This is a genomic window from Marinobacter sp. (assembly GCF_052094685.1).
Classification (GTDB): Bacteria; Pseudomonadota; Gammaproteobacteria; order Pseudomonadales; family Oleiphilaceae; genus Marinobacter.
Genome location: NZ_JBQDKB010000008.1, coordinates 45,535 through 70,027, shown reverse-complemented (window position 1 = coordinate 70,027; position 24,493 = coordinate 45,535). Strand labels below are relative to the sequence as shown.

The 24,493-nt window shown below is 52.6% G+C and carries 24 protein-coding genes; 13 read left to right on the top strand and 11 right to left on the bottom strand.

What is annotated here, in order from left to right; translation table 11 throughout:
* Positions 1–91 precede the first annotated feature (91 nt).
* Both ACTH3S_RS03260 and ACTH3S_RS03255 read right to left on the bottom strand, forming a co-directional pair.
* The gene (locus tag ACTH3S_RS03260) at positions 92–610 is read right to left on the bottom strand and encodes a TRAP transporter small permease (RefSeq protein WP_441807581.1); all 519 of its coding nucleotides are present in this window, start codon (positions 608–610) and stop codon (positions 92–94) included.
* A complete protein-coding gene (locus ACTH3S_RS03255) occupies positions 611–1,606 on the bottom strand; it encodes a TRAP transporter substrate-binding protein (protein ID WP_441807580.1) in 996 nt (331 codons plus the stop codon).
* 266 nt (positions 1,607–1,872) lie between these two features.
* Between ACTH3S_RS03255 and ACTH3S_RS03250 the strand changes: the two genes are divergently transcribed.
* The 3 genes from ACTH3S_RS03250 to ACTH3S_RS03240 all read left to right on the top strand — a co-directional run bounded on the left by ACTH3S_RS03250 (position 1,873) and on the right by ACTH3S_RS03240 (position 4,089).
* The gene (locus ACTH3S_RS03250; protein WP_441807579.1) at positions 1,873–2,511 is read left to right on the top strand and encodes an SDR family oxidoreductase; all 639 of its coding nucleotides are present in this window, start codon (positions 1,873–1,875) and stop codon (positions 2,509–2,511) included.
* Between the two features lie 107 nt (positions 2,512–2,618).
* Positions 2,619–3,314, top strand: a complete 696-nt coding sequence (locus tag ACTH3S_RS03245) for a VWA domain-containing protein (RefSeq protein ID WP_441807578.1) — start codon at positions 2,619–2,621, stop codon at positions 3,312–3,314.
* 46 nt (positions 3,315–3,360) lie between these two features.
* Positions 3,361–4,089 carry a molecular chaperone DnaJ gene (locus ACTH3S_RS03240; protein WP_441807577.1) on the top strand — a complete coding sequence of 243 codons (729 nt, stop codon included), beginning with the start codon at positions 3,361–3,363 and terminating at the stop codon, positions 4,087–4,089.
* Between the two features lie 8 nt (positions 4,090–4,097).
* Here the strand turns inward: ACTH3S_RS03240 and ACTH3S_RS03235 are convergent, their stop codons facing one another.
* A complete protein-coding gene (locus tag ACTH3S_RS03235; protein ID WP_441807576.1) occupies positions 4,098–5,300 on the bottom strand; it encodes a M24 family metallopeptidase in 1,203 nt (400 codons plus the stop codon).
* A gap of 66 nt (positions 5,301–5,366) precedes the next feature.
* The gene (locus ACTH3S_RS03230) at positions 5,367–7,415 is read right to left on the bottom strand and encodes a TonB-dependent receptor family protein (protein ID WP_441807575.1); all 2,049 of its coding nucleotides are present in this window, start codon (positions 7,413–7,415) and stop codon (positions 5,367–5,369) included.
* A 371-nt stretch (positions 7,416–7,786) separates the two neighbouring features.
* Between ACTH3S_RS03230 and ACTH3S_RS03225 the strand changes: the two genes are divergently transcribed.
* Positions 7,787–8,089: a hexameric tyrosine-coordinated heme protein gene (locus tag ACTH3S_RS03225; RefSeq protein ID WP_441807574.1), complete on the top strand. Its 303-nt coding sequence runs from the start codon at positions 7,787–7,789 to the stop codon at positions 8,087–8,089.
* A gap of 68 nt (positions 8,090–8,157) precedes the next feature.
* On the opposite strand, the gene ACTH3S_RS03220 is transcribed toward ACTH3S_RS03225, so the two are convergent.
* Complete coding sequence (locus ACTH3S_RS03220) at positions 8,158–8,364, bottom strand: hypothetical protein (protein WP_441807589.1); 207 nt, start codon at positions 8,362–8,364, stop codon at positions 8,158–8,160.
* Between ACTH3S_RS03220 and ACTH3S_RS03215 the strand changes: the two genes are divergently transcribed.
* The 3 genes from ACTH3S_RS03215 to ACTH3S_RS03205 all read left to right on the top strand — a co-directional run bounded on the left by ACTH3S_RS03215 (position 8,333) and on the right by ACTH3S_RS03205 (position 13,123).
* Complete coding sequence (locus tag ACTH3S_RS03215) at positions 8,333–9,433, top strand: porin (protein WP_441807573.1); 1,101 nt, start codon at positions 8,333–8,335, stop codon at positions 9,431–9,433. The genes ACTH3S_RS03220 and ACTH3S_RS03215 overlap by 32 nt on opposite strands.
* Positions 9,434–9,687: 254 nt before the next feature.
* Positions 9,688–10,851, top strand: a complete 1,164-nt coding sequence (gene nosP, locus ACTH3S_RS03210) for a nitric oxide-sensing protein NosP (protein ID WP_441807588.1) — start codon at positions 9,688–9,690, stop codon at positions 10,849–10,851.
* The gene (locus ACTH3S_RS03205; RefSeq protein ID WP_441807587.1) at positions 10,835–13,123 is read left to right on the top strand and encodes a NahK/ErcS family hybrid sensor histidine kinase/response regulator; all 2,289 of its coding nucleotides are present in this window, start codon (positions 10,835–10,837) and stop codon (positions 13,121–13,123) included. Before nosP ends, ACTH3S_RS03205 begins: the two co-directional genes overlap by 17 nt.
* A 55-nt stretch (positions 13,124–13,178) precedes the next feature.
* Here ACTH3S_RS03205 and ACTH3S_RS03200 read toward each other — a convergent pair whose 3' ends face one another.
* The 4 genes from ACTH3S_RS03200 to ACTH3S_RS03185 form a co-directional block, all read right to left on the bottom strand.
* Positions 13,179–13,862, bottom strand: coding sequence for a response regulator (locus ACTH3S_RS03200; RefSeq protein WP_441807586.1), 684 nt, complete (start codon positions 13,860–13,862; stop codon positions 13,179–13,181).
* Between the two features lie 222 nt (positions 13,863–14,084).
* Entirely contained in the window at positions 14,085–14,648 is a 564-nt protein-coding gene (locus ACTH3S_RS03195; RefSeq protein WP_441807572.1) for a rhodanese-like domain-containing protein, read from the bottom strand.
* Between the two features lie 105 nt (positions 14,649–14,753).
* Complete coding sequence (locus ACTH3S_RS03190; protein WP_441807571.1) at positions 14,754–15,554, bottom strand: ABC transporter permease; 801 nt, start codon at positions 15,552–15,554, stop codon at positions 14,754–14,756.
* Positions 15,551–16,279 carry an ATP-binding cassette domain-containing protein gene (locus ACTH3S_RS03185; protein WP_441807570.1) on the bottom strand — a complete coding sequence of 243 codons (729 nt, stop codon included), beginning with the start codon at positions 16,277–16,279 and terminating at the stop codon, positions 15,551–15,553. The genes ACTH3S_RS03190 and ACTH3S_RS03185 overlap by 4 nt, the downstream gene beginning before the upstream one ends.
* A 207-nt stretch (positions 16,280–16,486) precedes the next feature.
* On the opposite strand from ACTH3S_RS03185, the gene ACTH3S_RS03180 reads away from it, so the two are divergent.
* Positions 16,487–17,170 (top strand): response regulator transcription factor, encoded by a 684-nt coding sequence (locus ACTH3S_RS03180; protein ID WP_441807569.1) that lies wholly within the window; start codon positions 16,487–16,489, stop codon positions 17,168–17,170.
* Positions 17,171–17,214: 44 nt separating this feature from the next.
* On the opposite strand, the gene ACTH3S_RS03175 is transcribed toward ACTH3S_RS03180, so the two are convergent.
* Positions 17,215–17,865, bottom strand: coding sequence for a pentapeptide repeat-containing protein (locus tag ACTH3S_RS03175; RefSeq protein ID WP_441807568.1), 651 nt, complete (start codon positions 17,863–17,865; stop codon positions 17,215–17,217).
* A 109-nt stretch (positions 17,866–17,974) separates the two neighbouring features.
* The gene (locus ACTH3S_RS03170; RefSeq protein ID WP_441807567.1) at positions 17,975–19,825 is read right to left on the bottom strand and encodes a methanol/ethanol family PQQ-dependent dehydrogenase; all 1,851 of its coding nucleotides are present in this window, start codon (positions 19,823–19,825) and stop codon (positions 17,975–17,977) included.
* Between the two features lie 371 nt (positions 19,826–20,196).
* Between ACTH3S_RS03170 and pedF the strand changes: the two genes are divergently transcribed.
* The 5 genes from pedF (at position 20,197) to pqqA (ending at position 24,469) form a co-directional block, all read left to right on the top strand.
* Entirely contained in the window at positions 20,197–20,631 is a 435-nt protein-coding gene (gene pedF, locus ACTH3S_RS03165) for a cytochrome c-550 PedF (protein ID WP_441807585.1), read from the top strand.
* 44 nt (positions 20,632–20,675) lie between these two features.
* Positions 20,676–21,458 carry a quinoprotein dehydrogenase-associated SoxYZ-like carrier gene (locus ACTH3S_RS03160; protein ID WP_441807566.1) on the top strand — a complete coding sequence of 261 codons (783 nt, stop codon included), beginning with the start codon at positions 20,676–20,678 and terminating at the stop codon, positions 21,456–21,458.
* Positions 21,455–22,417, top strand: coding sequence for a quinoprotein relay system zinc metallohydrolase 1 (locus ACTH3S_RS03155; protein WP_441807565.1), 963 nt, complete (start codon positions 21,455–21,457; stop codon positions 22,415–22,417). The genes ACTH3S_RS03160 and ACTH3S_RS03155 overlap by 4 nt, the downstream gene beginning before the upstream one ends.
* A gap of 142 nt (positions 22,418–22,559) precedes the next feature.
* Positions 22,560–24,080, top strand: coding sequence for an acetaldehyde dehydrogenase ExaC (gene exaC, locus ACTH3S_RS03150; protein ID WP_441807564.1), 1,521 nt, complete (start codon positions 22,560–22,562; stop codon positions 24,078–24,080).
* A gap of 317 nt (positions 24,081–24,397) precedes the next feature.
* Entirely contained in the window at positions 24,398–24,469 is a 72-nt protein-coding gene (gene pqqA / locus ACTH3S_RS03145; protein WP_007153157.1) for a pyrroloquinoline quinone precursor peptide PqqA, read from the top strand.
* Positions 24,470–24,493: the final 24 nt, after the last annotated feature.

Genomic DNA, 24,493 nt, shown 5'->3' with positions numbered 1-24,493 from the left:
TGCCCCGATTATCTCATGTCGATACTGCTTGGTTAAGTCCGACAGGCTGCTAGCAACATGAGTAGGAAAAATAGCCCGAATAGTAACGCCGTCATTGGCCGGGCTCCACAAGGTCTTCGCCGCCTAGCAGAAGTGCTAAAAAGTCGACCAAGGCATACCAAGCCATTATCGCTGCGCTAAGCGGAATCACCGCGTAAACGTAGGTCATGGAGAGCCGCAATGAGGCAGATTTTTGAAAGCTCTGAACTTGCATGTAGCGATAGCCGATTACCACCAGCGCCACCATAAATGCGATAACAGACAGAGTTGCCACAATGCGTGAAACTTGCTTAAAACGCCCGGGTAGGGCGTCTACGGCAAAGGTTACGGCGATATGCCGGCCACGCTGAAAGGCCAGAGTAGCCGCCAAAAACGTGATCCACACCAGCAAGAAGCGGGCCACTTCTTCGGTCCAACCGACCGCGCTGAATAGCACTCGGGAGACAACCTGCAGGGTGATTACCCCAATCAGTGCCGCCATGGCTGCAAAGACCACAGGCTGGATGATCGCATCCAGCCCGCGCTCAATGTGCTTTAACGGTTTTAACAGCGGGTGAGTTGTGGTGGGCACTTACTTGAGCGCCTCCTGAATGCGTGGGAGGTAATCACCGAACTGCTCGCCGTACTTCTCATAGATCGGCGCTACAGCGGATTGGAATGCGGCTATATCAGGGTTGTCATTGATTTTCATGCCCGCTTCGCGCAGATCGGCCAGTTGTCCGGATTCCATCTCGGCGTTTATTTTACGCTCATGCTCGGCAGCCTCTTGGGCGGCATCTGCCAGTACTTCCTGAGCCGCTTCCGGCAGTTTGTTCCAAACCGGCATGCCCATCACGAAGATGGCCGGGGCATAGGTATGCCGCGAAAGGGACATGTAATCCTGAGTTTCGTTTAGCTTGAACGAGTGGATGACGTTGACCGGGTTTTCTTGGCCGTCAATGGTGCCCTGCTGCATGGCGGTCAAAGCTTCTGTCCACGCCATCGGAATGGCATTGGCACCTAATTCGCGGAACGTATCCACATACACTGGGTTTTCCATCACGCGAATGCGCAGGCCATCCAGGTCTTCTGGCGTGTTGACCTCGCGTTCGCTGTTGGTCAGGTTACGAAAGCCGCGCTCGGCATAGGCCAGGCCTTTCAGGTTAACCTCGGAAAGCTTGTCGAGCAGTTCCTGGCCAATGGGGCCGTCGAGCACACCGTAAGCGGCTTGTGGTGAAGGAAACAAAAACGGCAGCTCGAAAACAGCCATTTCCCCAACAAAGTTCGCCACAGGGCCGTTAGTGATCACGCCCATATCAACCGTGCCGATCTGCATGCCTTCCAGAAGAGTGCGCTCGTCGCCCAGAGAAGCGTTGGGATAAAGCTCAATGCTCACCGCACCTTCTGTGCGCTCTGCCACCAGTTCCTGAAATTTGACGGCGGCAATATGAAAGCCATCTTGCTCGTTGACCACGTGCGCCAAGCGCAGAGTCACTGGGTCCATGTCGGTAAAATCGGATGCAAAAGCCGTGCTGGCTAATGCCAGGGAAATGCCGAGCGTAAGCGTATTCAAAGCGATTTTTTTCATTGTAATTTTCCTTGAACTCAGGGGGGGTAAGGCCGTAACGCATTCGAAAGAATGCACAAAGGCGCGAGAATGGTCAATGCTATCCTCCTCGCATTTTTAGCGGAGTTATGGCCCTGAAACCCGGTGCTGCGATGCTAGCTTGTGGTCAGGTTGCAGCCGCTTCGGCACTATTCCATGCAAAGCGGGAGGGCATGGGTTGAATTCATCGTAGGGCGCACTGACCTATAGACTATACCCATCGGAAATAGCCAATCAGGAGATGCACCATGCATGTGCTTATTGCAGGCGCCAACGGACAAATAGGGCAACACCTTTTGCGGGAAATGGCAGACAGCGATCACGAGGCGCGGGCCATGATTCGACACCCCGAGCAGGGGCCGGAATTGCAACAGCTGGGTGCTACAGAAACCGTAGTGGGAGATCTGGAGCAAGATTGTAGTGAGGCCATGAAGGGCTGCGATGTGGTCATCTTCGCCGCGGGCTCCGGCCCTCACACCGGGCCGGATAAAACCACAGATGTGGATCAGGACGGCGCTATCCGCTTGATCGATACGGCCAAAGAAAACGGAATAAAACACTTTATCATCGTGAGCAGTATGGGGGCGGAGGAGCCTGAAAATGGACCTGAAAAGCTCCAGCATTATTTGAAAGCCAAACACAACGCCGATGAGCATCTGAAAAAAAGCGGCCTGAATTACACCATTGTTCGCCCGGGTCAGCTGACTAATGACGAGGGTACGGGGAAGGTTGCGGTCAGTGCGAGGCATGAGAATGTCGGTAAAATTTCACGACAGGATGTTGGCCGTGTTTTGCTGGCGGTGCTGGATGCCGACACCACTGTTAACCAGATTTTTGAAGTGATCTCTGGTGACACGCCCATTGCAGACGCTCTGGCAAATTTGTAACGGCCCTATGACCCGGAGGTATCGCTCCTTCGGGTCTGTGAATTGCAAAGTCTTTCCCCTAAGCTTGAAACAATACACTGTCAGTGCGAGGCGGTTTGCAAAGGCCTATGTCCGATAAAGAGCTCCGTACCAAATCCGATAAGCAGTCCATCGACCAGTTTATCCACCAGGTTCGCAAGCTGCCCAAACACAGAGGTGAACAGGGTCGGCTGATATTCGCCCTAGATGCCACGGCCAGCCGGGAGGCTACTTGGGATCAAGCTTGCCACTTGCAGAGTGAGCTTTTTATGGCGACCAAGGATTTAGGTGGCCTGGCGATTCAGCTTTGCTATTACCGCGGGTTTCGGGAATTCAAGGCCACGGGTTTTGTTACCGAGACCAGCCAGCTGCTTAACCTGATGAATGGTGTTTCCTGCTTGGGCGGGCAAACCCAGATTAGTAAAGTGTTGGCGCATGCAAGAAAAGCAACCCGGGAAAAGGCCGTCAAGGCTGTAGTGTTCATTGGGGATTGTTGTGAGGAGCCGGTGGATAAGCTCTGCCATATTGCTGGGGAGTTGGGCATGTTGCGAACCCCAGTATTCATGTTCCATGAAGGCGCCGATGCACATGCCAAGGCGGTGTTCCAGCAGGTGAGCAAATTGTCTGGGGGCGCCTACGCACCTTTTGATCGCAACAGCCCTCAGGTGCTTAAGGATCTTATGGCCGCTGTTGCGGTCTATGCTTCCGGGGGAGCCAAGGCTCTGCAAGACTATTCCAGCCGCAGTTCCCCAGCAGTTAAGCGTTTAACCCAACAGCTCAAGTAGCGCTTAACCCAATCAACCGGTCGGCCAATCGGCCCGGAGTAACCGAGTGCCACTAACGTTTTTGGTAGTCGCCATGGCGATTGTTGCGGGGGTCTGGCTACGCAGCCAACCGCCGGGCCAGCGAAAACCGGCTATTCTCAAACTGGCGTTGATTGCCGGAATCCTAATAGTTGTTCTATTAGCCGTTACCGGTCGCGTTCAGGTCTTGCTTGCCCTGCTGGTGTTCCTGTTTCCCGTGTTGCGACGTGTGTTGCCCTCTTTGCTGGCGGGGCGTATGCCTGGCTCAGGAGGGGATGGAGCAGAGGCTAAATCGGGCAACCAATCTCATGTTTCCAGCGATATTCTAGACATGACTCTGGATCACGACTCGGGAGATATGAGCGGCGAGGTATTGAAAGGCCCTATGGCCGGACGGGCGCTGGCGGATCTGGAAGAGGGTGAATTCCTCGAGTTATTGCAGTATTGCCGGGAGCACGATGAGGATTCTGCCCGGCTCCTGGAATCCTATTTGGATAAGCGCTTCGGGGATTCTTGGCGCGTTGACGACTCGGCTGACGATGAAAGCTCGGGGAACAGTGAGCGTGAAAGTACAGGTAGCAGCAGCTCCCTAACCGACAGCGAGGCTTTAGATATTCTAGGGCTGGAGGCTGGTGCCAGTAGGGATGAAATCATTCAGGCCCATCGACGGGTGATGCAGAAGATACACCCGGATCATGGCGGGAGCAACTACCTGGCCGCCCGGGTTAATGAAGCCAAAGAGCAACTGCTGAGCTAAGGCGAAATTTATAAGAAAATCTCTTTGAGATTTAGCGTATTAGTGGTGATTCGCTCAGCCCCTGTCGCTGTAATGCGCACCGTTTCACTGAAGCCGACACCAAACTCACCCGGTTTACGCAGGCAAATTGGCAGGTGGAACACCATATCTTGTTCCAGAACTGCCTCGTTGTCAGTGGTTATGAACATCGAGCCGGCCACCCAAGATGGTGGAAACGCCGCGCCAACCGGATAGCCAAACACGCCTGAGAAAAACGCACGATCAACAATGGGCGCCAGGGCGGCCTCACCAGCGCGGGCTGCCGAGGCGAAGCTGGAACCAGCTCGCGCGGCCGCCATCACCGCTTCGAGCACTTCAATACAAATCCCATGAAACTCAAGAATTTCGGCGGAGGCTTCGCCGACCACGGCGGTACGCATCATCGGCGCGGTATAGCGTCGGCGAACCGCACCGAATTCGGTGAACACCGCATCGCCGCGCACTACCTTATAACCCGCATGATTCGTGTGAATGATGCCGCTACGCACGCCAGTCGTCACAATCGGTTGCATGCTCATGAATTCGCTGCCTGCGCCAAGCATGGAACTGGCACCGGCCCGGGCAATTTCATGATCGACCACGCCCGCGCGCATCACCGCAGCTGCCGCGTCTAGACCGGCACCGGTGATGGCGGCGCTTTCGGCAAGATAAACCATTTCGGCGGGTGATTTAACCAAACGAACACGGTCGATTAGGTCGCCGAAGTTGATAAATGTGGCTGTGTTCAAAGTGTTCTTGAGCGTTAAAAGCAGTCCCGGCCGGAGGGAACCTGCCCAAGGGTTGAAGCCGATTCGCGGTGCCGAGTTGCCTGCCGTGCGGCGCACCTGTGTAGCCAGTTCGCTTGCGACCGCTTCGGGAGACTGCCACGGATAGCCGATAACCTCGTCTACACGGCTTAGATATACGGCAGGCCCAACTTCGATGGCTGGCACGAACAGCACGGTTCGATCAGGGGAGACCAGTAGCACGCACTGAACCGAGACCTCGAAGGTGTTGTATCCAGTCAGATAACACAGTTCGCCGGCTTCGGTCAGCAGCAGCAGATCAAGTTTGGCATCCGCCATTTTCTGACGAACCGAGGCGAGCCGTGCCTCGTATTCATCCGGATGGAACGCCAGCACGGGCTCGGGAAATTTGGATTGCAGTTTGTTGCGGTAGGTACGGTAATCCATGGGGTGGATCCCTCGCGGTTCTGGAAGCCGACCCCCATTAAGCGCCTATTCATTCGCTGTATCAAATCAGAAAATTAGCTCAAGCCCTGCATACCAAGTACGCCCGGCTGCTGGCTCAAAGTAGCGATCATTGCTGGCGTTGATGCGCACGTTGGCGAAATGATCTCTGTCGCTCAGGTTACGAACGCCTGCAAAGCCTTTTAGTAGAAGGTTTCTGTTTACATAAAAGGTGTCGCCGCCACGCAGGTTTACCAGCCAGTAGTCATCTACGTATACATCGTTGGCATCGTCAGCGACCATGTCACCGATATAGCGGGCCTCCAGCGTGGCGAATGTGCCACCTAGCCCGAGCCACTGCAGGCGGTTGGACCACACTTTTTCAGGCAACCCTGGTAGCCGGTTGCCGTCATAGTTGTTGCCCTCTGAGCGATATTCATCAAATGTGTAATCGGCCAGGGTAAGGGCCGTTTCAATGCGCCAGCTTTGGCTAAGCAACCAACCGGCAGAGGCTTCTAAACCCTTGCGGGTTGTGTCTCCCGCGTTGCGGTAGTAGGTTCGATCGTCGGTGCTGGGCAGCTCGTACGGAATTAATTCATCGCGAACATCCACCCAAAACAATGTGAGGTCGTAATCCATCCCGTTGTTCAGTGCACCGCGCAGCCCCAGCTCATGGTTGAGGGATTTTTGCGGTTGGGTATCTGAATTAAGCCCGCCCATACCAGTTGGGTTGGCAAACTCAGAGAAGGTTGGGGTCTCAAAGGCGGTACTGATATTTGCGAAAGCTTGGTGGGTTGGCATGTAACGATAGCTTAGACCTGCAGAACCGCTCCATTCTCGGAACGTACGACCCCCGCTTTGGTCGCCATCGGAAGAATAATCGTCGGTCACCTTCATGCGAACACGGTCGAATCGCCCGCCAATAGACAAGGCTAACTGGTCAGTAAAATTCAGGTCACCTTGAACAAAACCACCTAAAGCGGTTGCTGTTTGCAGCTCGTCGGCGGTTAGCCCTTGCAGATCACCACCAAAACTCATTTCTGTGCGGATGCGGTCATCGCGCTGTTCCCGTGCTGCTAGGCCCGCAACATAACGAAAAGGCAGCCCCGCGATTTTAAAAGAGTGGCGGTAATCGGTACTGGCCCCAAAATAGTTTCGGTTGTAGTCAATACGGCTAGAGCCTGGGAACGGAAGTTGCTGCTCAAAGTTGCGGCGCATGTAGAAGGTTTTTGCGCGGAACTCGCCGGGGCCGGCGGAAAGGTCCTGGTATTGCAGGCCAAGCACTTGCTGGTCGACGGTTTGCCCAGAGTCATACTCTTCGGTAAAGCGACCCGCCTGGGATCTGTCTTCAGCTACCTGCTCGGCGGTGAGTGCGCCTGGGTCTTGTGAGCGTGGGTTATCCAGTAGGTTGATGATGGCCGTCAGCGAGCGGTCGTTGTCCAGGGCCCAGCGCAGCTTGGAGTTGAATAGGTATTTTTCGACTTCCGCGTGGTCGCGATAGCCTTCGGAGTTGAGGGCTGAAAAGCTTACGTTGTGTGACCAGTCGCCATTGTTCCCGCTGTTGCTGAGGGCGAGCTTGCCAAAGCTGTTACTGCCACCGGTAGCACGAATGGAGGTTTGGTTGGGGTTGTTCCGCCCGTCGGCTGTGGTCACGCTGATAACCCCGCCTGCGGCATTGCCGTACATAACGGAGGCGGGGCCGCGAATCACTTCTATGCGCTCGGCACTGTCCAGATCGATTGCGTCCAGCTGGGCCTGGCCATCGGGTAGCGTATAGGGAATGCCATCAACCACAACCGTCACACCACGAACACCAAAGGGTGCCCGCGATCCAAACCCGCGTATAGCAACACGCTCACCCTGGGCAAAGTTCTCCTGGTTCTGCAAAAAAACGCCAGGGATCTGGTTCAAGGTTTCATCCAGTTTCAGCTTGGGTTGGCCCTTTTTGATGGACTCAGGCCTAACAATCGAGATGGATACGGGCGTTTGGTACAGCTCACGCTCTATAACCGGAGCCGTAACCGTAATGTCAGCGCCGGATTGGCCATAAGCCGTCATAGTGATGGGTAACGCCATTAGCCCACTCAAATAGAAAAATATAGGTTTGTTGTTTTTCATGGCACTCGCCTTAAGGGACGGCTCCCCCCCCTTATCGGTTGATGAACTTGGTTTAATGAATTACATACTTCCAGTGACCGCCCCTAAGGCTCAATGCGCCTTTTCGGTCGTAATCCTTGCAAATGATGACACTAAAGTAGTGGGCCTGAAAGTAGGTGGTGTTGTATGTGTTCAGGGAGATCGGGGCTGCAGTCAGTGCGAAGACCAACACTACAGAACAGCAAAATTAGTCATAAAAGGGTATTTAGTTTATATATTTGTTGGGTAGACTGAGATCCAGGTGGTTGGATTGGTTGTTGAATGCTTCCAGCTTCTTCAAAGACGAAAGCTAAGAAAAATAAAACTATAGAGAGGTAACTAAAATGCATTCTTTGAAAAAAAACATGCTTGTTTTGGCGGCAACTATGTTGCTGGCAGCTCCGCTGTCTGCTGAGACGACAATGGAGAAAGCGCAAAGCTGGCTGCCGACGCTACAAACAAGCACTCCCCAAGAAGGTTTTGAACTGGCTGTTAAGCTGTCACGTGTGGGTGTTAAAACAACCCAGCCAGATAAAGAAGTACTGTTTCGTGAGCGGGACAAATATGCCCAGAGTGGCGAGGCGTTAATACACGTCTCTGAAGTGATTGCTGTTCACTTCCAAACCGTTGCTGCTGCGAACGATTATTGGAAGTAGTGCTCCAATAAGCATGGCCCTGTTTTGATGTTGTCAGGGCTGTGCATGTCGTTTTTTCAGTACAAGTCTTACTCCCAAAGTTCCGTTTCCCCTGCCTCCCAAATGAGCACAAAACCAGCCCCCTTGGCTGATTTCTCATCTTCCCCGGTTAACTCAATATGATGTTCTGGCGCAATACCACGCCTGGGGCTGTCGCCCAAGTCGGCAGCCTGATCCAGAATTTCAAAAATAACTGGGGGAATTATGAACAACAAAAATTTCAGAAAGTCGGGCATGGCTATCGCCTTGGCATCTGCTATGTGCACAAGCATGGGAGCAAATGCGGCGGTTGAACTGTATGACAAGGATGGAACGTCTTTTTCGGTAGACGGCTACTTCAACGCTTTTTACGTAAACCGTGACGACGACGTGTCGGACACCCGGGATTCCCGCATCAAAATGGGCTTCCTGCCCAATACCATTGGTTTTAACTTCAGTAAGGAGATCGGTGACCTGACGTTAGGTGGTCGTTCCTCGTTCTGGACCACCATTAACGACAGTCTGGATTCACCCACCGATACGGCCATTGATGTTCGCCAGTTCTACGCCACGGTAGATGGAAGTTTCGGCCAAGTGCTGATTGGTAAAGACTTCGGTCTCTATGCTCGCTCGAATATTTTCCTCGATGAAATCCTAATGGGCTTTGGTTCTCCGGGTGCCGCTGGCGGCGTCTCCTTCGGTAATATCCGCACTGGTTATCCGTATCCAACGCCTTCTGCCCAGATTACCTATCGTTCTCCGGACATGGGCGGTTTAAAAATTGCAGTGGGCGCTTTGGATCCCGCGGATACAGTTACGGGAGCGAACGATGAGAATACAACGCCTCGGATTGAATCAGAGATCACCTACAGCACTAATCTCAACAACTTGGCACTAACCGGCTGGGTAAACGGTCGTTATCAGTCTGCGGAGAATGGTGCTACCACCATTGACAGCACCGGCGTGGGTTATGGTCTTAAAGGGTCAGTAGCTGGATTTGTATTGGCGGCATCAGGCTTTACGTCTAAGGGTAACAACCCTGTGCTAATCAGTAATGGCGCTGTGACGGAAGACGATGCAGATGGGTACTTGTTACAGGGCTCTTATGCCTTCGGTGCCAACCGAGTGGTGCTTTCTTACGGTGAAACCGATGCAGAAATTATTGATCTGGAAACCGAAAACACCACCATTGGCTTCTTTCACGATGTGAACAGCAATTTCAAGCTGGTGGCTGAGTACAGCATGTATGAGGACAAAAATCGTACTACCGGCGTCACCACCACCGATAGTGACACAGTTGCATTAGGGGCTGTTGTGACCTTCTGAAGTTGGCAGAGCTGATAATTATAGGGTGGTCAGACTGTGTTTGTGCCACCCCGATTATCACGCCTTAATAGTGCGAAAGTACTGGTTTTGTCATGAGCAGGAATGCTGCGCGCCTCGATGTTTAGGAAGGAGTCTACTAATCAATGGCTTACAGAAACTTTGGGGCGCCTGTCAAAAGCACTGAAGTCGCATTGGCGGGATACTTGGATGCCGTAAAATTACGGGAAAGCTATTTTCCTGTGGAACCTGCATTTATGAAGCCAGTAACAACTCTGCCAGCGGTGCAGGTTGCCAGTTCCTGCATTCGCGACCCGTTTTCTGCTGCCAGAGATCTTGCGGGCCAGCTTCGACACCAACATCTTGGGTATGTGCTGTTTTTTTGCTCCGCCGAGTATGATTTGGCTCGTTTGGGCGTGGCGTTGGAGCAGGAGTTTCCGAACGTTGGTGTATCAGGCTGTACTTCTGCGGGGGAAATTACGCCCGAAGGATATGATCGCGGATGTATCACGGCCATCGGTTTCGACAGTCGTTATTTCGCCATAGAGTGTGCCCTGATTCGAGAGATGGATCGATTCACCCTGCGGGATGCACAGAGCGTGATAGATCACCTCCTCTTAAACTGTCGCAATGCAAAACTGGCGCCCATTAAAGGCAACACGTTCGCAATAACGCTGTTGGATGGTTTGTCGAGCAGAGAGGAACTGGTACTGGCGACGTTAAATTCTGCGCTCGGCAGTATTCCTCAGTTTGGTGGTTCAGCCGGTGACGATGAGCACTTGGCAGACACTCATGTTTTTTATAAAGGCCAGTTTCATGCCGGCGCAGCGACGGTATTGCTGGTAAACACACCGTTGGATTTCCGTGTTTTTTCTACCCATCACCTGACCGAGGGTAGCGAAAAGCTGATTGTTACCGGCGCCTGCTCAGACAGCCGAACGGTTTATGAGCTCAATGCAGAACCCGCAGCAGAGGCCTATGCACGCGCAGTGGGCACCACGGTGGATGCCCTGAGCAGGGAAGTATTTGCGTTGCGGCCTTTGGGCGTGAAGATTGGCGGCCATTATTTCGTTCGCTCGATTCAGCGCGTTAATCCGGATAAAAGCCTGACGTTTTACTGCGCCGTGGAGACAGGCATTGTGATGACCGCCATGAAGCCAGGCTCGCTGTTGGATACAGTGCGCGATCAGCTTGAAACCTCGGAACGCATTGTTGGTAAGCCATTGGTGACGATTGGCTGTGATTGTTTTTTGCGGCGCCTGGAAGCAGAGCTTATTGGTGAATTAGACACTGTGTCGGATTTTTTGCGCCATCATAAAGTGGTTGGTTTTAATACTTACGGTGAGCAGTTCAACGGAATGCATATCAACCAGACGTTCACGGGGGTGGTCATTGGCCAGCCTGATGCCTATTCCGGATGAAAACCGGCCATCCGCTCTGGATAAAGATACGTCTGCAGCGGATGCGGCTTTGGTGCAACGAGTTGCAGAACTTGAAGCAGAGAATGAGCGCCTGCGAAAAATCCGTGATGCGCTGATTGTTCGGGTGGAATCTGGCACAGCCCATAAACCGGAACCCTATGCTGCCTTCGAGCATTCTGTGGTGCTGGCTGAACAGGTACGCGAGCGTACCGAGGCCCTTAACCAAACCATGGAAGAGTTGAAGGCCAGTAACAAAGCCCTCACTCGCGCCCGAGAAGAAGCTGAAACCTCTCGCCAACGCCTGAGTGATGCCATTGAGAGTATTGCAGATGGTTTTGTGCTCTTTGATTATCAGCATCGATTGATTCAAAGCAACAGCCGCTTTCGTAGCTATTGGCGGCATGCGGGGGCAACCATCCCATCTCCAGGAACGCATATTGGCGACGTACGAAGGCTGGCATTGGCCTCTGGGCTAATTGTTGAAGAGCATAGCGAGCCGGATTCCGAGGGTGAGGTGTTTTTGCTGTCGAACGAACGCTGGGTACAGATGACCGAGCGGCCCACCCGTGAGGGCGGTCTGGTTGTGCTTTATTCAGATATTACCGACATAAAAAACAGCGAGATGGCCCGGCGCATTGCTGCGCTGGAGGAAAGCGAGCGCTGGATTCGAGTGGTGACCGACCATGTACCCGCCTTGATTGCGTATGTGGGTGCTGACATGAATATCCAATTTTGTAACCAGGTTTATGCTGCCTGGTACGGTCGTAATGGTGAATCACCTCTATGTAAAAACCTGGCTAATATCCATTCGCCCGAGACCTATCAACGGTTAATGCCGCAGATCCTAGAGGTACTTACGGGGCGTAATGTCACGTTTGAGTTTGAAGAATTCGGAGAACAAGGCCAAGCGCGTTATATGTTGCGCTCTTATGTGCCTAACTTCGGCGATCAGGGCGAAGTTGTTGGCTTTTTTGTACTGATTCGAGACATTACAGATCGGCGTAAAACCGCTGAGGCTCTAGAGCAGGCCTATGATGATCTTGAGTGCCGGGTTAAAGAGCGCACTATGGCGTTGACTGAGTTAAACAGCCAGTTGCGCGAAGAAATCGGTGAACGTAATGCGGCGGAAGCGCGCTTGCGAGACGCCAAACTGGAGGCAGAGCGAGCGAACCTGTCCAAGACCAAGTTCTTGGCGGCCGTTAGCCACGATTTGCTGCAACCCCTGAATGCCGCAAGATTGTTTACCAGTGCCTTACAGGAACAATCGTTTGGCCCCAGAGCGGAAGATTTGGTGCGCTCAGTTAGCACGTCACTGGATGATGTGGAAGGCTTACTAGGTACGCTTGTAGATATTTCCAAGCTGGATGCCGGTGTGATAATGCCGGATGTGACTGCATTTGATCTACGGGATCTGCTCAATAACATCGCCCGGGAATTCCGGCAAATGGCTATGGCTGAGGGGCTTCAACTCGACTTCGTGGGCAGTTCGGTCATTGTCGAATCGGATTCTCAATTACTGGCACGGATTCTTCGTAATTTTCTGACTAACGCCATCCGTTATACAGGACAGGGTCGGGTGATGCTCGGTTGTCGGCGGGAGGCAGATTCTGTGTTATTGCAGGTATGGGATACCGGCCCGGGTATTCCACAAGACAAACTGACTGAGATTTTCCAGGAGTTCAAACGGGTGCGCCCGATAGGTTCCCCTGTAGATAAAGGCCTGGGCTTGGGCCTGGCCATTGTGGATAAAATCTCTCGGATGTTGAATCATGAAGTCAGTGTGTCGTCTGTAGAAGGAAAGGGTTCCGTTTTTAGTGTTCGCGTACCTATGGGCAAGCTTATACCTCGCATGGCAACACCAAAGCGGGATGTCAGTACCCTCGTGGCTCATGATTTAGGCGGTGCCAGAATATGGGTTATTGATAATGACCCGGCTATTTGTCAAGGCATGCAGGTGGTGCTGGAAGGTTGGGGTTGTCAGGTTGTTACGGCTGTCTCGTTGGCAGATCTGGAGTGCCAACTGGACCCATCAACGAGCTCAGTGGATGTGATCTTGGCAGACTACCACTTGGATAACGATGAAAACGGCGTAGACACAGTTGCAGCTATTAATGGCTGCCGGCGCAGCCCTGTGCCAGTGGTGATGATCACAGCTAATTACACCAACGAGCTGAAACAGCATATCCGCGAGCTGGGTTATGTGTTGATGAATAAACCGGTGAAACCGATAAAGCTTCGCAGTGCGTTGAATCACATACTGCGAAGCGTGTAAACGGCAATGATAATGGAGGGGGCCGGTAGGGTTTGGAGAGCAGAGCGCAGCCAGGCTAGCGCTTTAAGTAATGGCTGAAATCGACATCGCCAGCTGAAAGAATGGCTTGCACCCGGTTATGAACCCCGAGCTTACGGAGTATCGCAGAAACGTGGGCTTTCACCGTGGTTTCGGCGATATTGAGGTTGTATGCGATCTGTTTGTTGGATTCGCCCTTAGACATACGCTCAAGCACCAGCAACTGCCGTCGAGTAAGAGAGTTCAGCATCTCTGGCGACACTGGATTGTCTTCATGGCGGTTGCGGCGGTTGTTATTGCTACTCTCTTTGCCGGTGCGAATGATATCCGAGGGTAAGTAAACATTACCGTTGAGAATTTGTTGAATAGCTTTTGTCATTTCCAAGCGTGGCGACGATTTTGTAATGAAACCAACGGCGCCATAGGTAATCGCCTGCAATACAACCTGCTTATCCTCTTCTGCCGAAACGATTACAACCGGAATGGTCGGCGCTTCGTTGCGCAGGGTCATCAGCCCGTTCAGCCCATTCATCCCTGGCATATTCAAATCCAGTAATATCAGATCAAGATCGTCGTTTTCGCGGGTGACTAAAAGGGCGCTGTCCAGATCGTCGGTTTGCAGCACTTCGCTGCCTTCCACGCCAGAGGCGATAACACTGCTGATTGCTTCCCGAAAAAGCGGGTGGTCGTCTGCAATCAGAATTTTGTACGTTGGCTCCATGGATGTGTCTGCCTGTTGAACGTCAGTGGCGGAAAGGGCGTCTGCCGTATGATAGCTGTTTTCCGATGCTAGTAGAGCACTGGGTTCGTTCAGCATGGAGGGGCCTCTGTTTATAGTTGTAGTTATGCCATTACACGCCACTGCTGCCATTAATTGAATGCGACCATTGCATCAAAAAACAGGTACTAAAGTAGTAATTTTCCGCCCGGTTTTGCACAAGGTTTAGATCTCTGGAGGCACCGGGGCGGTTACCTCTACGGGAAGATCTGCATTTTTCCACGAATCTATACCGTTTTTGTACCAGAACAAATTGGCAAAACCTGCGTCTTTGAGACGGCGAGTAGCATTCCACGAAAGCCAGCAGTCCGATTTACACATCACAACAACCGGGTGGTCTTGGTTGTTCATGGTCAGCTTGCGAACGTTTTTGACAAGGTAGTCAAGCCATGGCTGATCCAGGTTGCCACGGCCTGTATTGGGCAGCCAGTAAGCGCCAGGAACTGAGTAATGAGGCTTGGTCTCAATGAACCGCGCAGCACGGTACTCTGAGTTGATTACGTCAATAACAATGGGCGCTGGGTTGGCGTCGAGTGCTGCTTTAAGTTCTGACGTGCTGATGGTCTGCACATCGTCAATAGCGTTGGGCGTTGGGCTTCGGTACCGGTCGATGCGGTAGCCTTCCGGGGAAAACAGATCTTGAGAGGCTGGTTTCGCCTCGTTGGCGGTAACCATGACCGGGGCCACCGATAAAACAAAGATGAATGTCAGTAGCCATGCCTTGGACATAACCATACCTCCCGGTTGTTGTGTTGTTGTTATTACAAAGCACCACCTGGCAGCAGGTAAATCCAACCATGGGCGTGATTTGCTGATACCAAAGTTGCGCACCTGCTAGTGGGTGCTACCTAGAATGCGCGTTCGCTGAGGCTGAAAACCCTGAATAGCAATCAGGCACAGTACGAGGGTGCTGAACACAGAGATTGAAAAGCTTTGCCAGTGCCACTGAGCTGAAAGTGAAAATCGGATGGCTTCAACGGCATGTGTGAACGGGTTGACCAGCCCTGCCCAGAATAGAATTGGGGAGTCTGGAGCGAAATTCTCTAGTGGGTATAGTGCCGAAGAGAGAAAGAACACCGGAAAAATGACAAAGTTCATCACGCCAGCAAAGTTTTCCAGTTGCCGAATCCATGTCGCTATAACCAAGCCCAGAGCCCCAAGCATCAGCGCTGAAACAAAAAGCGCGGGTATTGCTGTAATGTAACCTGCCGGCGGGCCCCGGAATCCCACGGCCCAGGTGACCGCAAGGAAGACCAGTACCTGGATGACAGAAAGACTGCCCATGGCAAGAAGCTTTGCGAAGAGCAAAAATGGTCTGGGTAAGGGGCTAACCAGAAGTACGCGCATGCTGCCTAGTTCCCGGTCGTAAACCATGGATAGGGCACTTTGCATGCTGTTGAACAGAATGACCATGGCACACAGACCTGGAATCAGATACATCTGATAACTGACTGGCCCGCTTGCTCCGGGAAGTGTCGCGCCTTTTGTGCTCAAGCCAAGGCCGCTGGCAAAGATAAAAAGCCATAATATCGGGCGTATAAGCGCTGTGGCAAAGCGGTTTCTTTGTTGCCAGAATCTTCGCCACTCCCGCAGTTGAATGCCAGCAAAACAGTGCCAGTAGTGTAACGGGCTCACGTGCACTGCTCCTTGGTTACGGCCGAAAAAGCCTCTTTGACAGTGATGGCATTCAAGCGTCGCACAAGAGTGCAGGCCTGTTCATCAGCCAAAAGACGCCCTTTATCCAATATCAGCACGTTATCGGTCGGTAATACCTCATCAAAAAGATGCGTGGCCCAAAGCACCGTTAATCCTTCGTTCTCAACCAGCTGGTGAACATGCTGTATTAGTGCTTCACGCGTCGCTACGTCCAAACCAGTTGAGGGTTCATCGAGAAGCAGAATGGACGGCTGGTGCAACAGTGACCGGGCAATCTCGATTCGACGGCGATGCCCGCCGTTTAGCGATCGGACAAACGCAGTTGCGTGGTCTGAAAGATGAAAACGATCCAATTCGGTGCCGATGCGCTGGCCGGCTTCTTTGCGGCCGAACCCATGCAGCGCCGCATGATATTCGAGGTTTTGTTGAACCGTAAGATCCAGGTCCAGAGCGCTTTGCTGGAACACGGCACCCAGCAGTTTCATAGCGCTGGACGGGTGACGGCGAAGGCTGCGGCAGCTGAGCTGTATGTCCCCTGACTGGAGTGCGAGCAAACGGGTAATGAGCCCGAACAACGTTGTTTTACCCGCCCCGTTGAGGCCCAAAAGTGCATGAAATCGGCCACCTTCCAATTTAAAACTGATGTCTGAAAGCGCCTGACTACTGCCGTAGTCGTAACTGACGTTGCGGACCTCGAGTTGCATGGCCATCTCTTTTTGTTATCGCTTGAACAGAAGTTGTTGATTCAGGCTACGTGAGTCGCAACAGAGGGGGAATATTCGGAAAGTAGTAAACAGCCAGTACTAAAGAACCATTCAGCAAGTTTTTGTTGAGGTTAGGATAAAAGGGAAAGTGCATGCGTTCAGCTGTGCACCCTATATTGAGGTGCTCCTTGTGATTGAGGTACTGCCATGAAGATCGTTATTGCCGATGGTCATCGGTTGGTGAGGGAGGCCACAGTCTGCCTGCTAAGGAGCACGGTGCCTGGCATTATTGTTGAAAGCGCCGGCACAGGCGCGCAGGCGGTGAACCAGTACGCCGACCACATGCCAGATGTTCTTATTACGGAGCTATTGCTTCCTGATTATTCGGGGCTTGAACTGTGTAAGCGAGTTCGGCAGCGATGGAGCAAAGCCAGTGTTGTGTTTCTATCTTCGATAGATGATGTCGGCATGGTAAAACAGGCGCTTGGCCTGGGTGCGCAAGGATACATCTCTAAAAACTGTCGGCCCGCAGAACTCGCAACCGCTATAAAAAAAGCCGCTGAAGGTGAGGTGTATCTTGAGCACGATCTTGCTACTCAGTTAGCAATGGTGCAGCTGGGTAGTCATGGATTGGTTAGCAGCACAAGCAGCCGGCTGGCAGACATGACCCAACGTGAAGTTGAAATACTGATTCTGATTGCGCGAGGGGTATCCAGCCAAAGTGTTGCAGAGCGGTTAAACATCAGTGTAAAAACCGTTGCCAATCATTTGTCGATTCTCAAGAGTAAATTGGAGATTTCTTCCACGCTTGAATTGTTACATTTTGCGGTAGAATCAGGCTTGGTGCGGTATGGCCTGAAGGGCAGTGATAACACTGCCTTCCTCAGCTAACTCTTAATCCAATTTCTTCCTCTGCGCTTACAAATACCTCCAGCCTACCAGTCGACTGGGCAGCCTTTGCAGTCATCCATGAAGGTACCTACGAAAGTTGCGTAGTGAATACGTGTGTTGCGCATGTCCGCCCCTGCCAGGTTGGCGCTGCCAAACTTCGCTTCTTGCAGGTTGGCGCCAAATAGATTGGCATCTGCCAAATCGACCTTCGGTAACCACGCGATTTCAAAGCTTGTGTAGGAAAGGTCACAGTCTATAAGTGTCGCGCCTGAGAATCTCGAAAAGCCAAAGTTGGCGCCAGCCATATTTGAGCCGGTAAAATCTGCCCCCTGGGCGAACAGATACTCCCCCATGGCGCCTTGTAGCTGAGCATCGCGGATACTGGCTCCGCGTACGTCGGCCCGGTAGAGGTTAACGCGATAACCGGTTACCTGATCAAGCTTCGCCCCCTTGAGGTTCGCGCCGCGCAAGTTGGTGTGGTTCAGTGTAGCCCCGGTTAAATCAGCACCGCTGAAGTCTACCGACTTCAGATCTAGGTTGGACATATCTGCGCCCCGAAGGTTGGCCCCTTTGCATACCGATTTTTCCTCAAGCACACAGCCGTTAAACTCTGGAGGCTTAACATCTGCCAAGTAGTCTTCTGCAAATGCAGGAGCGATGAAGGCGAGCATGGCCAGCTTTATGAATAACTTCATGGTGAACTCCTGAACGAGAAAGAAGCCGCCGTGTGCTGGCGGCTTTTTTGTTGGTAATCCCGCTTGCTGGCCCCGTTCAGGGGCCGCTTTGAAGGGCTAGGTTAGTGGATTACTTGGCCGCGGTTGCCCAAGAAGGTATTTTGAACACCCAGAATGATCCGCCTTGCGAGATCGGTTTGGTGAGTTCAGCCATATCGCCACCCCATAGAGGCACCGCGCCGCCGTAACCTGAGGTCACGCCTACGTACTGCTCACCGTCCATTTCCCAAGTGATAGGTGGGGAGATAATTCCCGAGCCTGTCTGGAACTTCCAAAGCTCTTCACCCGTGTCGGCATCAAAGGCTTTGAAGTAGCCGTCACCCGTGCCGGTAAAGACCAAGCCACCCTTGGTAGCCAGTACGCCTGCCCAGAGGGGCATAGGCTCTTTATGTTCCCACTTCACCTCACCACTTACAGGGTCCATAGCCCGCAGAATGCCAACGTGATCGTCGAACATACGCTTAATACGGAAGCCCTGGCCCAGGTAGGCCGCACCTTTTTTGTAGGTAACTTCTTCGGTCCAGTAGTCTTCTTTCCAGTGGTTGGCCGGAATATAGAACAGGCCAGTGTCTTGGCTGTAGGCCATAGGGTTCCAGTTTTTACCCCCAAGGAAGGGTGGCGAAACTTCTATGGATTCGCCGCGAGTTTCGCCTTCTGCCACGGGTGGTGGGCGCTGGCCTTTACCCTCAACAGGCCGGCCATCAGCCCCGATGCTGGTTGCCCAGGTAATGTTGTCCACAAACGGGAAGGCATTTTGGAATTCGCCGTTAGTGCGATCCACCAGATAGAAATACCCGTTTCTGTCTGCGTGGGCCGTCGCTTTTACGGTTTCCCCATCCTTTGTGTATTCAAAAAGAACCAACTCGTTGTTGCCTGAAAAATCCCAGGCATCGTTTGGTGTGTGCTGGTAGAACCACTTCACTTCACCGGTGGTAGGGTCTACAGCGACCTGGCCGGAGGTATAGAGATTGTCGTAATCTGCTGGATCGCCACCTGGGGAGGTACGCTTCCAGGTATTCCAGGGTGCAGGGTTACCCGCGCCAACAATGATGGTATTGGTTTCAACATCAAAGCTTGCGCTCTGCCAGGGTGCACCGCCGCCTTGGCTCCACGCTTCAACTTTTCCGGTTTCCGTGTTGGGATCATCCGGCCAACTTGGCGCGCTTGGGTCGCCAGAGGGTGTGCTCTTCTCACCATTCAAGCGGCCATAGTGGCCTTCAACAAATGGCCGCATCCAGAGCTCTTTGCCGGTTTCCGGGTCGCGGGCGTAAAGCTTACCCACTACGCCGAATTCATCACCGGAAGATCCGTGAATCAGCATGACTTTGCCGGTTTTCTGATCTTTTATCAGTGTTGGGGCGCCGGTCATGGTGTAGCCAGCTTCGTGGTCACCAAACTTCACGCGCCAGGCTACTTTGCCGGTTTTCTTGTTCAGGGCAACGATGCCTGCATCCAGGGTGCCAAAGAAAACCTTGTCACCGAAAATCGCAGCACCACGGTTTACAACGTCGCAGCAGGGGCGAATACCCTCTGGTAAACGGTGGGTGTACTCCCAGAGCCGCTTACCGCTTTTTGCGTCCAGGGCATAAAGGCGGGAGTAAGAGCCTGTTACGTAGATGATGCCGTCGTGTACCAGAGCTTGCGATTCCTGCCCCCGCTGTTTTTCATCGCCAAATGAGAACGACCAGGCGGGAACCATTCGGTCTACGTTTTCTTTGTTGATGGTCGTCATCGGGCTGTAACGTTGAGCTTTTGGCCCGATTCCGTAACCGAGAACATCTTGGGTGGTTTCCGCATCGTTAACGATGTCGCTCCACGTAACGCCTGCGGCGTGTGCCTGACTGGCCATACCAGCTGCGCTTATAGAAACCGCTAAGCTGATACCGCGCAGCAGGGGGCGCTTGGTAAACAGTGTTTTCATGACTTTCCCCTTAATTGTTGTTGTGACGAACGCATGCATGTTTGCGCTGACGGACAGAGTATTGGCATGGAGTGGGTGGGTAGGCGACGGAGGAATTCACGGGGGAGTCGGGATTTTTCGCTCTGGCACTCGGGATAATTTCCCGGCTTAAAAACAACATCTTGAAAAACCGAAATTTTTCGGCAAAAGGGTGCGCGCCTCATGCTTTGGCCCCTAACCTAGAGGGTTACGACTAAGGAACTAAGCCGCAACGGCCAAAGTGGAGTATAAGGCCCATCCCCGAACTCCCTAGACTTGGAGAAAGGCCTGTTACGTAGGAAGGTATGCGTTGAGGGGCTACCAAACATAAAACAAAAGGGTGTCTCGTTATGTTGAACTCCAAGTCGTACTCCAAGGTTCTAAAAGTGATTCTTTGCACCAGTGCTCTGGTCTGGGCTTCTGCCGCTGTCAGCCATGGCAACGTAACGCCGCAAGCGGTAGACACGGGCGATCTCCCGGATCTCGGGCGCGAAGCTCTGAATGAAAACCCATTTCGTGAAGGTAACGAGAAAGGCACGCTTAACGCTGAGGCGGTTGAAGTGGGTATGAGCGCATACGCTGGCAACTGCGCAGGCTGTCATGGCATTGAGGCGCAGTCTGGTGGCTTGACTCCCGATTTGCGTGAGCTGACAGAGTGGGACGATGAATATTTTATTGGCCGAGTAATGAATGGCACCGACAGGGGAATGCCTTCCTTTAAGAGCAATCTGGGGCAAACGGCTATCTGGTCGATCCGCACGTATGTGGAATCTGTGTCTGAGCACTAACAGGGCAAGCATCAATAGTATGAAGTCTGATCCGGGGGTGGGTTGTGGGACGATATTGTTTATGCGCTCTTTTACTTTTAGCTGAAGCTGCCTGGGCGGAGCTTCCAGCAGATCCACTCGGTTCGCCGTTATGGGAGTACAACATCGAACGCTACTTAGGCCAGGGTGCGAATGTTGTTGTGGATGACCGGGTAGGTTTGTCGGTGCCTGGCTTCGCTGAAGACAGCACGCAGGTACCGTTGGCCGTAAACCTGTCGGCGTTTCCACACACGGCAACCAAAGTCGTGACCTGGGTTGATATGAACCCGGTGCCGCTTTTGTTCGATGCAGATAGCCGTGATGGCGGGCTAAAGCTGGTTTCGCTGAACTTTCGTGTTCAACAAGCCAGTAGCGTGCGGGCAGCGGTGCTGGATGAGAAGGGTGTGTGGCACATAGACAGCGGGTTTGTAGATGCGGCAGGCGGTGGTTGTACGGCGCCTCGCGAGGTGGTTAGCAGCTCTGAGTGGGAAAATGAGTTTGGAACCCTAAGAACCGGCTTGTTTTCTGGCGATGGCAAAACCCGAATAAAAGCCAGTTTGTTGCACCCGATGGATTCAGGAATGGTTGGTAATGTGCCGGCTTTTTTTGTGGGAAATGTTGAGGTTCGCGAAGAAGGTTCAGACGCCGTATTGCTTACCATGACCTTGGCCGAGTCTGCCTCTGAAAACCCAATGTTTGTATTCGAGTTTGAAGATGGGCAGGAACACGAGAACGAAAGCCTTGCGATCTGGATGGAAGACAACAACGGTTACCGGTTTGAGGGATCAATCGGGGGGGCCAAGCCATGAAAAGCCATCTTGGATTGTTGCATCAGCCCGTTAGGTATTTGTTTGCTATTGCCTTGTTGCTACTCATTACCACCGCCGCCGGGGCGAATGGGAAAGCTTATGATTTGAGAGCAACCCCGGTCGCTGATGGCGTGTGGGCGGTGGTCGGAAGCACCGCCAATTTCTCAAAAACCAATGGCGGCAATATCGTCAATACAGGCTTTATCGAAACGGGCGAAGGCATAGTTGTTATTGATACCGGGCCATCCAAACGGTATGGCGAGGCACTACGTGCACTGATCGATCGCCACACAAGCGAGCCGATCGTTAAGGTGCTGATTACTCATCATCACCCAGACCACGCATTCGGCAGCCAAGCCTTCGACCCAGAAACTCTTCACATGTTGGATGAGTCTGCACGGCTCCTTGAGCGAGATGGCGAGGCCTTCTCAGACAACATGTATCGAATGATTGGCGACTGGATGCGCGGCACGGAAGTGATTGTTCCCAAGCACCGGGTGCAGCCCGGTACTTTTCAGCTTGGTGGGCGAACGCTACGTTTCATTGCAATGCAGGGGCATACAGGTGCAGATCTTGTGGTTTTGGATGAAACTTCCGGCGTTTTGTTCGCCTCAGATATGGTGTTTTTTAACCGAGCTTTAACAACGCCTCAAACGCCTGGGCTTATGGCATGGCGCTCGGAGATCCAACAACTTGCAGAGTTGCCTTTTTCTATTGTTGTGCCAGGGCATGGGCCAGTAGTTAAGGACAACCGCGCGTTTCTTCAAATGACAGATTACCTAACCTGGCTAGATGGCGTTATGACTCTTTCGGCGGCCCGTGGTTTGAGTGCAGCCGAAGTCATCCTTACCGCAATCCCTGATCGCTTTGCGGATATAGAGGGTGCCAGCTACGAGTTGGTCCGCTCGGTTACCCATCTTTATTCTGATTACGAAAACCGAGAACTCACTGGTAATTGAGGCAGATGTTCTACCTAGTACCAAGGGATGAGGTTTTCGCCCCCAACGCACCATTTAGTCAGCCGTGTTTGCAGCATAAATTAGACAGGTAAACGTGAAAGCCAGCGTTGCTTTACGATAAACACAAAAAGAGGTCCACACCATGATCTACGCACAACCAGGACAAGATGGTTCCGTCGTTTCTTTCAAGTCTCGCTACGGAAACTACATTGGCGGCGAGTGGGTTGCCCCGGTTAAAGGGCAACACTTTGAGAACATTACCCCGATAACGGGCAATGTGATCTGCGAGATTCCGCGCTCTACAGCGGAAGATATCGAACTGGCTCTTGATGCAGCGCACAAAGCAGCTCCAGCCTGGGGACGCACCTCAGCAGCAGAGCGGTCCAACATCCTTCTGGAAATTGCCGACCGCATTGAAGCCAATCTCGAAAAGCTAGCGGTTGCAGAAACCTGGGATAACGGCAAGGCCGTGCGAGAAACCTTAAACGCAGACATCCCATTAGCTGCCGACCATTTCCGCTACTTTGCCGGCTGCATTCGCGCTCAAGAAGGGCACATGGGCGAGATTGATCAAAATACCGTGGCTTTTCATTACCACGAACCTTTGGGTGTGGTTGGTCAGATCATTCCCTGGAACTTCCCAATCCTTATGGCCGCATGGAAGTTGGGGCCTTGCCTGGCAGCAGGTAACTGCACAGTGCTCAAACCAGCAGAGCAAACGCCAGCAAGTATTCTGGTGTTAATGGAAGTTATTGGTGATCTGCTGCCACCGGGTGTTCTGAATATTGTAAACGGGTATGGCATTGAAGCAGGGCAGGCCCTTGCGACCAGCAAGCGCATTGCCAAAATCGCCTTCACCGGCTCAACTCCGGTTGGCTCCCACATTCTGAAGTGCGCAGCCGAGAACATTATTCCCTCAACGGTCGAACTGGGTGGCAAGTCCCCTAACATCTACTTCTCCGATGTAATGAACGCCGAGCCAGAATTTGTCGACAAGTGCGTTGAAGGCCTGGTGCTTGCCTTCTTCAATCAGGGTGAAGTGTGCACCTGTCCTTCTCGCGCGTTGGTGCAGGAAGACATGTACGAAGAGTTTATGCAAAAGGTTGTTGAGCGCACCAAGGCGATCAGGCGCGGTAATCCTCTGGATACCGATGTGCAAGTAGGCGCACAGGCCAGTAAAGAGCAGTACGACAAGATCATGTCTTACCTGAAAATCGGTAAGGAAGAAGGCGCAACGGTTCTCACCGGTGGTGATCGTGAAGACTTGGGTGGCGAATACGATAACGGTTTCTACATCCAGCCTACGCTGTTCAAAGGCGATAACAGCATGCGGGTATTCCAGGAGGAAATCTTCGGCCCGGTTGTCGCGGTCACTACCTTTAAAACAGAAGAAGAAGCGCTGGCGATTGCCAACGATACAGAGTTTGGTCTTGGCGCCGGCGTTTGGACCCGTGATACCAACCGTGCCTATCGTATGGGCCGCAGCATTCAGGCAGGGCGAGTGTGGATGAACTGCTATCACGCATACCCCGCCCATGCTGCATTCGGTGGTTATAAGAAGTCTGGCATCGGCCGTGAAACGCACAAGCTGGCGCTGGATCACTACCAGCAAACCAAGTGCATGCTGACCAGCTACGATATCAATCCGCTAGGGTTTTTCTGATCTGAGTGTTGTCCCACTCCCCCTCCAGCAGGGGGAGATTTCCTCCCCGAACTTTGCCGGGGAGGTTTTTTGAGTGGTTACGTTGTTGTCCTGCTCTTTTGGCCCGCTAAGGGCCTTTTTTTTGTCTCTTCTGTCGAACTATCTGTTTTAGCTTCAATTCTGACCTTTCATTTCATGCAACTTATGGCCGTGCCAAAACAGTGCGAAAGTACCATATGGGTATCTGATGTCTGTCTCTAGGATGAGTTGTAGGGCATCGGCAATGCTGTCGACCCGTCCTTGATGCACAAATAATCATGACAAAAGAGGTGAGCATTATGTGGACTAAACCAGCTTATGAAGATCTGCGTATCGGTTTCGAAGTGACCATGTACTTCGCCAACCGCTGAAGGCTGGAGCGGCCAGTGAGGTAA

Coding starts and splice junctions, on each gene's coding strand:
- ACTH3S_RS03255 (WP_441807580.1), bottom strand. CDS start 1,606: ATGAAAAAAATCGCTTTGAATACGCTTACGCTCGGCATTTCCCTGGCA.
- ACTH3S_RS03250 (WP_441807579.1), top strand. CDS start 1,873: ATGCATGTGCTTATTGCAGGCGCCAACGGACAAATAGGGCAACACCTT.
- ACTH3S_RS03245 (WP_441807578.1), top strand. CDS start 2,619: ATGTCCGATAAAGAGCTCCGTACCAAATCCGATAAGCAGTCCATCGAC.
- ACTH3S_RS03235 (WP_441807576.1), bottom strand. CDS start 5,300: ATGGATTACCGTACCTACCGCAACAAACTGCAATCCAAATTTCCCGAG.
- ACTH3S_RS03230 (WP_441807575.1), bottom strand. CDS start 7,415: ATGAAAAACAACAAACCTATATTTTTCTATTTGAGTGGGCTAATGGCG.
- ACTH3S_RS03215 (WP_441807573.1), top strand. CDS start 8,333: ATGAACAACAAAAATTTCAGAAAGTCGGGCATGGCTATCGCCTTGGCA.
- ACTH3S_RS03220 (WP_441807589.1), bottom strand. CDS start 8,364: ATGCCCGACTTTCTGAAATTTTTGTTGTTCATAATTCCCCCAGTTATT.
- nosP (WP_441807588.1), top strand. CDS start 9,688: ATGAAGCCAGTAACAACTCTGCCAGCGGTGCAGGTTGCCAGTTCCTGC.
- ACTH3S_RS03205 (WP_441807587.1), top strand. CDS start 10,835: ATGCCTATTCCGGATGAAAACCGGCCATCCGCTCTGGATAAAGATACG.
- ACTH3S_RS03200 (WP_441807586.1), bottom strand. CDS start 13,862: ATGGAGCCAACGTACAAAATTCTGATTGCAGACGACCACCCGCTTTTT.
- ACTH3S_RS03195 (WP_441807572.1), bottom strand. CDS start 14,648: ATGTCCAAGGCATGGCTACTGACATTCATCTTTGTTTTATCGGTGGCC.
- ACTH3S_RS03185 (WP_441807570.1), bottom strand. CDS start 16,279: ATGCAACTCGAGGTCCGCAACGTCAGTTACGACTACGGCAGTAGTCAG.
- ACTH3S_RS03180 (WP_441807569.1), top strand. CDS start 16,487: ATGAAGATCGTTATTGCCGATGGTCATCGGTTGGTGAGGGAGGCCACA.
- ACTH3S_RS03175 (WP_441807568.1), bottom strand. CDS start 17,865: ATGAAGTTATTCATAAAGCTGGCCATGCTCGCCTTCATCGCTCCTGCA.
- ACTH3S_RS03170 (WP_441807567.1), bottom strand. CDS start 19,825: ATGAAAACACTGTTTACCAAGCGCCCCCTGCTGCGCGGTATCAGCTTA.
- ACTH3S_RS03155 (WP_441807565.1), top strand. CDS start 21,455: ATGAAAAGCCATCTTGGATTGTTGCATCAGCCCGTTAGGTATTTGTTT.
- exaC (WP_441807564.1), top strand. CDS start 22,560: ATGATCTACGCACAACCAGGACAAGATGGTTCCGTCGTTTCTTTCAAG.